The sequence below is a fragment of the Longimicrobiales bacterium genome (assembly GCA_035764935.1).
Classification (GTDB): domain Bacteria; phylum Gemmatimonadota; class Gemmatimonadetes; order Longimicrobiales; family RSA9; genus DASTYK01.
Map to the genome: position 1 here is coordinate 1 of DASTYK010000194.1, position 9,991 is coordinate 9,991.

11 protein-coding genes are annotated in these 9,991 nt (G+C 64.3%); all 11 read left to right on the top strand.

The features are described 5' to 3' along the window. A partial coding sequence (locus tag VFU06_17075; GenBank protein ID HEU5211113.1) for a hypothetical protein occupies positions 1-292 on the top strand: 292 nt, incomplete at its 5' end. Beyond that, a complete protein-coding gene (locus VFU06_17080; GenBank protein ID HEU5211114.1) occupies positions 289-1,569 on the top strand; it encodes a beta-ketoacyl-[acyl-carrier-protein] synthase family protein in 1,281 nt (426 codons plus the stop codon). The genes VFU06_17075 and VFU06_17080, both read left to right, overlap by 4 nt. A 15-nt stretch (positions 1,570-1,584) precedes the next feature. Continuing rightward, positions 1,585-1,917, top strand: a complete 333-nt coding sequence (locus VFU06_17085; GenBank protein ID HEU5211115.1) for a phosphopantetheine-binding protein — start codon at positions 1,585-1,587, stop codon at positions 1,915-1,917. Beyond that, positions 1,914-3,470, top strand: a complete 1,557-nt coding sequence (locus tag VFU06_17090; GenBank protein HEU5211116.1) for a hypothetical protein — start codon at positions 1,914-1,916, stop codon at positions 3,468-3,470. The genes VFU06_17085 and VFU06_17090 overlap by 4 nt, the downstream gene beginning before the upstream one ends. 280 nt (positions 3,471-3,750) lie before the next feature. Further along, complete coding sequence (locus tag VFU06_17095) at positions 3,751-4,773, top strand: integron integrase (GenBank protein HEU5211117.1); 1,023 nt, start codon at positions 3,751-3,753, stop codon at positions 4,771-4,773. Between the two features lie 348 nt (positions 4,774-5,121). Beyond that, positions 5,122-5,583, top strand: a complete 462-nt coding sequence (locus tag VFU06_17100; protein HEU5211118.1) for a hypothetical protein — start codon at positions 5,122-5,124, stop codon at positions 5,581-5,583. A 405-nt stretch (positions 5,584-5,988) separates the two neighbouring features. After that, on the top strand, positions 5,989-6,537 hold the full coding sequence (locus tag VFU06_17105) for a hypothetical protein (GenBank protein ID HEU5211119.1): 549 nt from the start codon (positions 5,989-5,991) through the stop codon (positions 6,535-6,537). A gap of 229 nt (positions 6,538-6,766) precedes the next feature. Continuing rightward, positions 6,767-7,060 carry a type II toxin-antitoxin system RelE/ParE family toxin gene (locus tag VFU06_17110; GenBank protein HEU5211120.1) on the top strand — a complete coding sequence of 98 codons (294 nt, stop codon included), beginning with the start codon at positions 6,767-6,769 and terminating at the stop codon, positions 7,058-7,060. A gap of 8 nt (positions 7,061-7,068) precedes the next feature. Next, positions 7,069-7,395: a HigA family addiction module antitoxin gene (locus tag VFU06_17115; GenBank protein HEU5211121.1), complete on the top strand. Its 327-nt coding sequence runs from the start codon at positions 7,069-7,071 to the stop codon at positions 7,393-7,395. Positions 7,396-7,553: 158 nt separating this feature from the next. Then, positions 7,554-8,033 (top strand): hypothetical protein, encoded by a 480-nt coding sequence (locus VFU06_17120; protein HEU5211122.1) that lies wholly within the window; start codon positions 7,554-7,556, stop codon positions 8,031-8,033. A gap of 671 nt (positions 8,034-8,704) precedes the next feature. After that, on the top strand, positions 8,705-9,991 hold a 1,287-nt coding region (locus VFU06_17125), incomplete at its 3' end, for a hypothetical protein (protein ID HEU5211123.1).

The following is a 9,991-nucleotide window of genomic DNA, read 5'->3' on the forward strand; positions in this document are numbered from 1 at the left end:
CATGGAGTCGTTCGGCGTGATGTCGCTGATCCAGGGCGCGAAGTTCCGCACGCCGGTTCGTCCCGGCAGCGTGCTGGACCTGCAGGTCACGATGGAAGCGATGGACGACGCGAGCGCACGCGTGCATGCGCGGGCCCATGCCGCCGGCCGCGAAGTCGCCAGCGCCCGTATCGTCTACGCCATCGTCCCGATCGCGGACATCATCGGCGCGCGTTACATCGAGTTCTGGCGCGACATCGTCCGCTCGTGGGCGGCAGGCCTCGATGCCGTCCCGGTGGGAATCGCACGATGAGCGACGTCGTCGTGACCGGCACGGGCGTGGTCTGCGCCACGGCCACGGGCCGCGAGGCGTTCGCCGATGCCCTGCTGGAGGGACGCTGCGGCGCGCGACCGCTGCGCGCGTTCGATGCGGCAGCACTGCCCGTGCGCATCGCGTGCGAGGTGGACCTGGACGCGCTGCCGTTCGATGGCATACCGCCGAAAGCGCGCAAGCTGATGAGCCGTGCGACCATGTTCGCGGCCGTAGCCGCGCGGCTCGCGCGCGACGACGCCCGGCTCGCTCCGGGCGACGCCGACCCGCAGCGCATGGGCGTCGCGTTCGGCGCCGGCGGGATGGGCACCGTCGACACGGAGTTCCTCGATGTCGAGATCGCCGCAATGGAGACCTGTCACCAGAACGGCGGGTTCACCTGGGATCATTTCTTCGACGCATACCAGCGCATCGTCAACCCGCTCGCCGCGATCCGCGCCCTGCCGAACCTGGCTGCGGGCACGCTCGGCATCCTGCACGACGCGCAGGGCGTCAACGTGACGGTCGCGACCGCGTGCACCTCGGCGACGCAGGCGATCGGCGAGGCGATGCGTGCGCTGGAGCGCGGCGAGGCGGACGTGATGATCACCGGCGGCGCGGACGCAATGATCAATCCGACCGGGGTGGTCGGCTTCCACCTGCTGGGTGCACTTTCGCGTCGCAACGATGACCCGGCGCACGCATCGAGGCCGTTCGACCGGGACCGCGACGGTTTCGTGATCGGTGAGGGCGCCGGTGTGCTGATCCTCGAGCGCGAGGAGTTCGCGCGGGCGCGCGGCGCCCCGATCCGCGGTCGCGTGATCGGCTACGCGTCGGCATGCGACGCCTACCGCATCACCGACGAGCGCCCCGACGGCGCCGGCGCCGCGCGCACCATGCACCGCGCGCTGCGTGATGCCGGAATCCTGCCCGAGGACGTCGGCTACATCAATGCGCACGGCACCGGCACGCGCATGAACGATCGCCTCGAGACGCTCGCGATCCGCAGAGTCTTCGGCGCCGCGCCGCCGCCCGTCAGCTCCACGAAGTCGATGGTGGGTCACATGCTCGCGGCCGCCGGCGCAGTGGAAGCGATTGCGACCCTGATCGGACTGGCGGGCGGCTGGCTCCCGCCGACCATCAACTACACGACGCCGGACCCCGAATGCGACCTCGACTGCGTCCCCGGCGCCGCGCGCCGCAGTCGCGTAGAACTCGCTCTTTCGAACTCGTTCGGGTTCGGCGGGCAGAACGCCTGTCTTCTCCTGCAGTCACCCTGACCGCCGAGGTCCCGCATGAGCACCGTGTCAGCCACCTCCATGCGCGATGCGACCGCCATCCGCAACATGATCGTCCAGGTCCTGAGCGTCCCGGCGGAGAGCGTGCACCCCGACGCGGATCTCGTGAACGAGCTGGGCGCCGAATCGATCGATTTCCTCGACCTCCTCTTCCAGCTGGACGACGTCGTCGGTGAACGCGTGCTGCCCGAGCACTGGAACGCGTGGCTGCGAGCATGTGCGCGTGAGCGGGGTGCGCCGCCGGTCATCACGCCGCGGATGCTCGGGGAGTTCGTCGTCTACTGCCGGACCGCACTCGATGTCAGCTCCCGGACCGGAGAGAACTCATGACACGCCGTGACATCACGATCGGGGTGCTTGCACTGCTCGCTGTTGCGGCGTGCACCCATCGCGTGACGCAGTCGACGGATCCACAGCGGACTGCGCGCCTGGTCGCCGCCTGGCCGGACTCCATTGAAGGCGTGCTATTGCGTGATGGCAGCATCATCGAGTTGCCCTCCCAGTCCAATGCACGACTCGAGGATGACACGCTCATCGTGCGGACCGTGCCTGTCGGCTCGACCGTGCAGCTCGACACCATTCCCGTGCGCGACGTCAGTCATGTCATCGTCCGACGGCTCCACAAGGGGCGAACGATCGCCGCGGCCATCATCGTCCCGGTCGCGATCATCGGCACCATCGCGCTCATTGCAAGCGAAGAGGACGAGCCCGACCCGCCGCCGCAGACCTCCTGCCCCTTCATCTACGCGTTCGACGGCAGCCGCTTCGTGCCCGTCGCCGAGCCGCTCGGCGGCGCAGTGTCGAGGGGCATGCAGCGCACCGACCTGTCCCGCCTCGAGGGGCTCACACCCGTCGGAGGTGAGTACCAGCTCGTCATTGCGAACGAGATGCGTGAGGTGCAGTACCTCGACGCGTTCGACCTGATTGCCGCCGATCATCCGCTCGGCACCACCGTGATCGCCGACCGCTCGGGCAGGCTCCACGTGACCGGCTCCACGATCGCACCGTCGCATGCATCTGCCCAGGGCCGCGACATCCTCCGTGAAGTGGACAGCGTGGACGACCGCTGGTGGTCACCGTCCACGGCCGTGGCAACGTTCGACGACGGCAACGCACGTGATACCGTGACGTTCACATTCGCGCGCCCCGCCGTCGATGACGCGCGCCTGGTGCTGCACATGCGGACGTCCCGCCTTGCAGCTCATTCACTCAAGGCCATGCTCGAGCTGTGGGGGAGTGAGGCCGACCACTGGTACGGTCTGCTCGACGGCTCGCCAGCCGCGCGCAGTGCCCACGAGCAGTGGATCCAGCGCGAGGAGCTGTTCGTGATGCGCGTGTGGGTGCGGGAAGCATCCGGCTGGGTCGCACAGGACGCTGCCGTTGGCGGCGGCCCCTACATCTCCGAGCTGCAGGCCGTCACGCTGGATCTGAGTCGCGTGAGCGGCGACGTCGTGGAAGTGCGGATGCATCCCCCGACCGGCTTCTGGGACATCGACTTCGTCGCTCTGGATACCACGCGCAGCGCGCCGCCCGTCCAGACGACGCTGCGCATCGTCGCTGCCGATCCCATCGGCGACCAGGACGCACGCGCACTGCTGCGGGAGGAGGACGGCGCGCACCTGGTCATGGCGGAGACCGGCCAGCGCTTCGGTGTCGTGTTCGCGGCGCCGCCGCTGGCCCCCGGCAGGACGCGCACGCTGTTCAGTCGCAGCACCGGCTACTATCGCATCGAGACCGATCGAAGCGGCGCGCGCCAGACCGCGCAGCTTGACAGCCTGTGGCTCGAGCCAGGCTACGGCGTCAAGCTCGCACAACGACTCCAGGCGGCGAGGTCGCAGCGTGCGGCGGCCATGGAGCGGCAGGGCGGGCAACGAGTTCATTGACCTCCCGTGGCGTTTTGCCGCGGCCGTGGACCGGCGGGGCGGCCAACATTTTCGTTGACCTCCCGCCGCGCCGTGCCCAACTTGTTCAGACCTGCCTCAACGCCGGGCTCCCGCAGCTCGTCCGGCCGCTGTAAGACAATATCTGGCTTTGCATTACATCTACCGTAGGCCCGCGCGCGGCGTGTGACTGAGAGGACCAAGGTGTGCGCGACGGCGCGGTTTGCCATGGGGCTGCCCCGGCGCGACGCGTACATGCAGGGCGACTCTTTCCACGCGGCACATGGAGCGAGAGAACGCCCCCGCGCCCGACGCGGCATCGACACCACCGGCACCCCGGTCACCGCGCCTGCTGGCGCAGGTCCGGATCGCGATCCGCGTGCGACAGTTCAGTCCCCGGACCGAGCAGGCATACGTCGCCTGGATCCGCCGCTTCGTGCTTCATCACGGCAAGCGACACCCGGCGCAGCTAGACGCAGGCGCCGTAGAGGCGTATCTCGCGCACCTCGCCAGTCGGCGGGTGAGCGCCTCGACCCAGCGACAGGCTGCCAGCGCGATCCTGTTCCTGTACCGCGAGGTCCTGCGCCAGCCGATGGAGCTGCCCGGCCGCGTCGCACGGCCCGCGATCCCGAAGCGCCTGCCGGTCGTACTGTCACGCTCAGAAGTAGCGATGGTCCTGGCCGAGCTCAGGGGCACCCACCGCCTGGTCGCCAGCCTCCTGTACGGCGCAGGCCTGCGCCTGCTCGAGGCCCTGCAGCTCCGCATCAAGGACGTGAACCTGGACCGCAAGGAGATCGCGGTACGCGACGGCAAGGGCGGCCACGCCAGGATCGCCATTCTTCCCGCAGCGCTGCGCACCGACCTGCGCCGGCAGATCCGCAAGGTGACCCGCCAGCACGTGAACGACCTGCGCGACGACGCCGGCTGGGTCGAGCTGCCCGGTGCAATGAGCATCAAGTCCCCGGAAGCCGGGCGCAGCCTGCAATGGCAGTGGCTCTTCCCAGCGGCCCGGCGCTACCTCGACGAGGAGACCGGCCAGCACCGCAGGCACCACCTTCACGAAACCGCCGTGCAGCGCGCGGTGAGCACTGCAGTTCGCAACGCAGGAATCCGGAGTCGCGCGACGTGCCACACGTTCCGCCACTCCTTCGCCACTCACCTGCTCGAGGACGGCTACGACATCCGCACCATCCAGGAGCTGCTCGGCCATCGCAACGTGAAAACGACCATGATCTACACGCACGTGCTGAACCGCGGCGGCCGGGGTGTGCGTAGCCCGCTGGACGCGCTGGGCGAGCGGCGGTGAGGGCGGGTGCCGCGCGGCAAATATCAGCATCGGGGGTTGCGTGGCTCGCAAGGTTCGGGAAGGGCAGTATTCGGGGGAAAGGCGGGCGGGGGTGGGGGTTGCGGCGTTCTCGTAGTGGCGGGTTAGATGGGCTGGGCGGGATGTGGAGGTGGTTGGCAGGTTGTTGCTGGTAATTGGGCGTTAGACACCTCTACTCTAACCTCCGAACAAACTGCGATGCCCGTTGGAATCGTCTGTCCCGAGTGTGGCGCCGCCTCCGTTTTTCATCGCCCACCTATCTTGGAATGCCCGGTTTGCCAAGAGGTCCTTCCGGATGACCTTCGCCGGTCGGCAGAGGCGAGCCTAGCCATGCAGCGCCCACCGCGGCCGGCGCTCCTAACGGTAGGGGCGTATGTATCCGCATTGTTTGGATTCGTGGTTATTCTCACCTTCATATTCGCGCCTCTCAACATCGGGTCCTACAGCATCAACAACACTCCCGTGACCGGGCCTGAGTTTCTCCGCCAGGTGGGATGGTTGTTCGGCGCCGTAGGGGTGGTTTGCATCGCGGTGAGCTACGGTCTGTTCAAGGAAAGAATCTGGACGCGGCCGCTGATGCTTTCCTACTGGACTCTCCTTGGTGCGTACCTCTTGGGAGATGCGATTGGCCGAAACTCCAGCGAGGACCTGATCGGCGCGTTGCTCTTCACCTGCGTGACGCTAGGCTCGGCGAGCGCATACCTCTACCTTCGGAAGAGCGTGACTGACTACTATCGTACGATCGCAACCTCAGAAGCATTCAGCGCCCACGCGGTGCCGCGAGGTGTCTAACGTAGGCGGTGAAGCTGCCGGGCAGGCGAGGTGGCCGATCGGGGCTTGGAAGAGGTTCGTATAGCAGGGCTGCTGGGCCCGAGCATGGATGGGCCCGCAGCTTACCTCCAGGCGTTAGAATGACCGAACCCCCGCCCTGGCGGCCTCACTCCGGCTTTGCCCAGGCCGCGAGGATCGGCTAGAATCGATCATGTCTCCACGCCCTCGTGACACCTCAGAGTCGAGCTGGGCTACCCAACGGGCCGTCCTCGCGGCCATGGACCCGTCCTCTCGAGTCCAGATCGCCGTGGATCTAAGCGAATCCGTGCGCGAGATCCAGATTCAGGGGCTCCTCGCCAGGAACCCTGGATGGGCCCGGGCCGACGCAGTTAACTGGCTGATCCAGCGGCAGACCCCTTAGCGGCCGTGAGCCTCGCGTCGTTCCTGGCACTCGTCGTCCGCTCACTACGTGAAGCAGACATTCCATTCATGCTGACCGGTTCGCTCGCCGCAGCGTTCTACGGCTCTCCGCGCGCAACGCAGGACATCGACGTGGTGGTGGAGTCGCAGCCCGACAGTCTGAAGGAGTTCGTCACCTCACTTCGCGCAGCCGGGGTATACGTCGACGTTGGCGCCGCTTTGGACGCTCTCCGAACGGGCGGACAGTTCAACGCGATCGACCCCCAGACCGGTTGGAAAGCCGATCTGATCGTCCGTAAGAGCAGGCCGTTTAGTGAATCAGAGTTCAGTCGTCGGCGTGAAAGTGAACTCTTCGGCGTCGAGGTCGCGCTGGCGACCCTCGAGGACCTCGTAATCGCGAAGCTCGAATGGAGCGAGCTTGGTGACTCCGAGCTACAGCGTCGCGACATCCGTCAGCTTCTCGACATCGCCGGCGATTCGATTGACCACGCATACCTGGCGCGTTGGATCAACGCGCTAAACCTCAAGGAAGCCTGGGATCGGGTGTCCCGCTGAATCGTTGTTGCCATCCCTGCACATCAAACGGCCGGTCATTCTAACGTAGGCGGTGAAGCTTTCGGGCCTGTAGGGCAGCTGCGCAGTGCCTGGAAGGGGTTCGTATCGCAGGGTTGCTGGGCCTGAACATGGACGGGCCCGCAGCTTACCTCAGGGCGTTAGAACGCCTCCGTTCGTCGTGGCACATGTCAGTGTTGTGATAGCATGACCATCATGCTATTGTTCGGCAATGATCCGCTCGTTCCGTGGCGTTGCCGCAGAAGACCTCTTCAACGGCCGCGCGACCCGTGCGGCACGCCAAGCGATCCCGCAGGCCTTGTGGCGCGTGGCGGTGCGGAAGCTTGAAGCCCTGGATTCCGCAGAGTCCTTGCAGGATCTGCGCGTCCCCCCTGGGAATCGCCTCGAGCAGCTCAAAGGAGATCGGGCGGGCCAGCACAGTATTCGGATCAATGACCAGTACCGGATCTGCTTCAAGTGGAGCGAGGCAGGGCCGGAAGAGGTCGAGATCGTCGACTACCACTGAGGATGGCCATGGTGCGCGTTCCGACTCATCGCCCCCCGGTTCACCCTGGCGAAATGCTGTTGGAGGAATTCCTCAAGCCCATGGAGTTGAGCCAGCGCGACTTGGCTGACGCCATCGGCGTTCCGTACCAGCGCGTCAACGAGATCGTGAATGGACGTCGCGGGATCACCCCGAGTACGGCGGTGCGCCTCGGACACTATTTCGACATGAGCAGCGGCTTCTGGCTCAACCTGCAGACGCGTTGGGATCTCTACCATGCCGAGCGCGCCGAAGCCGCTGTGCTGAGAAAGATTCCCAAGTACCGCAGCGGCAAGCGCTCCCCTTCGCGCAATTGAGGCCGGCGTTCTAACGTAAGCGGTGAAGCTGTCGGGCTTGCAGGGCACCTGTGCAGAAGCTGGATAAGGTTCGTAAAGCAGGGCTGCTGGGCCGGAGCATGGAAGGGCCCACAGCTTACCTTCAGGCGTTAGGCGGAACCCGATGAGAGTCGAGTGCGATGTCGCGTGAGCTTGCGTGGAATCAGCTTCGACTGACACTGATGAACCTTGCGGCACCGCCGGATCGCCAAATCGGTGCTCTACCGAGCTTCGTCATCGCAGCTGATGAACTGGTTCTCGAGTTTGATGACTGGTACAAACTGATCCAGGGGACCGGCAAGGATCAGGTGTCAGACCGAGAGTTGGCTGCGCTCGCTGAGATCGATGCGTGGATCGATCTAATGGACTACGATCCCGAGCTCTACACGAAGAAGGCGTTGTACACCGACTCACGCTGGCAAACACTGCGCGTTCTCGCCGTGACAGCTCTCGAAACTTTCGGTTGGGACCCCGCCGGACCGGTCGGCGCTATCGACGAGCTCTACATTTCGACAGCCACATTAGTACTCCACTGTGGGGGTCGGCGGTGCAAGGCGGTAGTACGGCATCATCTCACCACACTGCGGCTACACGCAGATCGTCGTTACGGGGCAACGTGAGCTCAACTCCGGGAGCAGTGGCTAGATCATTGGTTCATGTCCGGTGCGGATCGGTCGTTTGTTCCGCCTAACTCAGCGGTGAAGCTGTCGGGCGCGCAGGGCAGGTGTGCAGGGCCTGGACGAGGTTCGTATAGCGGGGCTGATGGGCCCGAGCATGGACGGGCCCGCAGCTTACCTTCAGGGCGTTATACAGCGCGTGTGCTTCTCGATGTCTCAGGCGATGGTGCCCGAACCCCCGTCGCACTTCCGCATGAGCGATGGTAGCCCCAGGCAGCTGCTATAGTCGCAGAGCATAGACAGAGAGTATGCCGATGAAGGCCGCGCAACACCGGGTGCACGTCGAATGCCGATTGAGGCCCACGCGATTTGGGTTCGTATGCCCATCGGGGTCGATGCGAGACGTCCGCGCTGCGATTGCAGCTAATACGATCCTTTGGGGAGGGTCCTTCAACCCAATAAGTCCTTACTTACGCCGCAGGCCTAACTGGACGTCCGCCGGCACGCGTGCCCTCGATGTAACATCGGGGTATGTCGAAGGGCTCCAACCGGATTACCTAGTTGTCTCAGATCCCGCCTATGCAGAACGACTAGGGTGGGAGCGACGGTCAATCAGTCCGGAGACTTTGCTAGTCCGATCTGACAGAGATCGCCAAGTCTCCGGAACGGACGTCATGGATCTCTATCGCCACTTGTACGAAACCCGCTACGGCTTCCACCAGCGGCAAGACTCAGAGGCGGTGTTGCCAATAGCGCCTTCGGCTCGTTTCGAACCTCTATTTGCCGCTACTTTCGGTGGATACTCCCCTTCGCTGAAGCACTATGAGGCAGCGTATAGGAAAGTGTTCGCTCCGGAAGAGGTAAAACTATCACCTGACAACCTTTTCTCCACTCTGCTGCGCTTGTCGCCGCTGGCCGCCGGGTCGTTCGATCTACGGGTGCGACGGGGCAGTATCGGCGGTATGCCGGGCGTGTTGCTGTACCTAGCGGACCCAGCAAGTTCAAGTGACGTGATTGACTACTGGAACCTACGCACGTTGGATCTGGACGTTCTCCCTGTTCCATTGCCGTGGCTCACGCAAATGACGCCCGCATTTGAGTGGCTGCTTGATCGTGTTCGGTCGTCGTTGGACGAGAAAGCTCGCCCTCACATAACACTGATCGGCGGGCGATCCGTCTCAGAGCAGCAACTTCATGCCCTTTGGGCGCACGTGAAGGACATAGCGGCAGATGCCGCAGATATGCATATAAGCTACTACCCTAGGGTGTGGCATCGGTGGGGAAGAGAGGCAGACAACTTCAGAATCGCCGAAGTGACTGCCGATGGGGACGAGCAGGAGATTAGTGTCTCAGGTCGTGAGGTAACGCTCGCCTGTCTTGCGCCCGGCTTTACTAAGAACTCGGCTGTGTTCGGAACCGCGCGTTGGGTAAACGTGTTCCAACTTCGCAACTATGCAGGTGACCCACATTTCCCGGAGGTGCTTCTTCCTGACCTTCAGGACGCCGCGCGACTCTTCAAACTGGCTGGGCTGGGGGAAATCTGGCCGAACGTTGAGGGTCTCGCAATCTCCGCGGATGGAATTATTTCTCGGCAGCAAATCCGCATCCCCACAGGCGAAGAAGCGCTGGCGGCACTATTCAAACGCTCTGGGTACTCCTCCTCGCTAAGTGACGCCGGTGTCGTGGCACACCAACTGGCAGTACGGCTACGCTATCGGCACGCCATCTCGATGTTTGCTGACCTGAATCTCATTCGCCTCCTCGAACGAATGTCTAAAGGCCACCGAGCAACGCGGTCGCAAATGTTGGAGCATCTGAAGATCGGTCGGGAGTTGTTTAAGGACGCCCCGAAGCGGCGTCTCGAACGATTGGTCGAGGCCGGTGTTCTGCGGGTCGGACTCGAAGTGCGATGTGATGTATGTCGTTCGAGGAACTGGGTCGACCTTAAGGCGATTGACCAC

Excerpts from the sequence above, each read along its gene's own strand:
- VFU06_17080 (HEU5211114.1), top strand. The coding sequence starts at position 289 with ATGAGCGACGTCGTCGTGACCGGCACGGGCGTGGTCTGCGCCACGGCC.
- VFU06_17085 (HEU5211115.1), top strand. The coding sequence starts at position 1,585 with ATGAGCACCGTGTCAGCCACCTCCATGCGCGATGCGACCGCCATCCGC.
- VFU06_17090 (HEU5211116.1), top strand. The coding sequence starts at position 1,914 with ATGACACGCCGTGACATCACGATCGGGGTGCTTGCACTGCTCGCTGTT.
- VFU06_17095 (HEU5211117.1), top strand. The coding sequence starts at position 3,751 with ATGGAGCGAGAGAACGCCCCCGCGCCCGACGCGGCATCGACACCACCG.
- VFU06_17100 (HEU5211118.1), top strand. The coding sequence starts at position 5,122 with ATGCAGCGCCCACCGCGGCCGGCGCTCCTAACGGTAGGGGCGTATGTA.
- VFU06_17110 (HEU5211120.1), top strand. The coding sequence starts at position 6,767 with ATGATCCGCTCGTTCCGTGGCGTTGCCGCAGAAGACCTCTTCAACGGC.
- VFU06_17115 (HEU5211121.1), top strand. The coding sequence starts at position 7,069 with ATGGTGCGCGTTCCGACTCATCGCCCCCCGGTTCACCCTGGCGAAATG.
- VFU06_17120 (HEU5211122.1), top strand. The coding sequence starts at position 7,554 with ATGTCGCGTGAGCTTGCGTGGAATCAGCTTCGACTGACACTGATGAAC.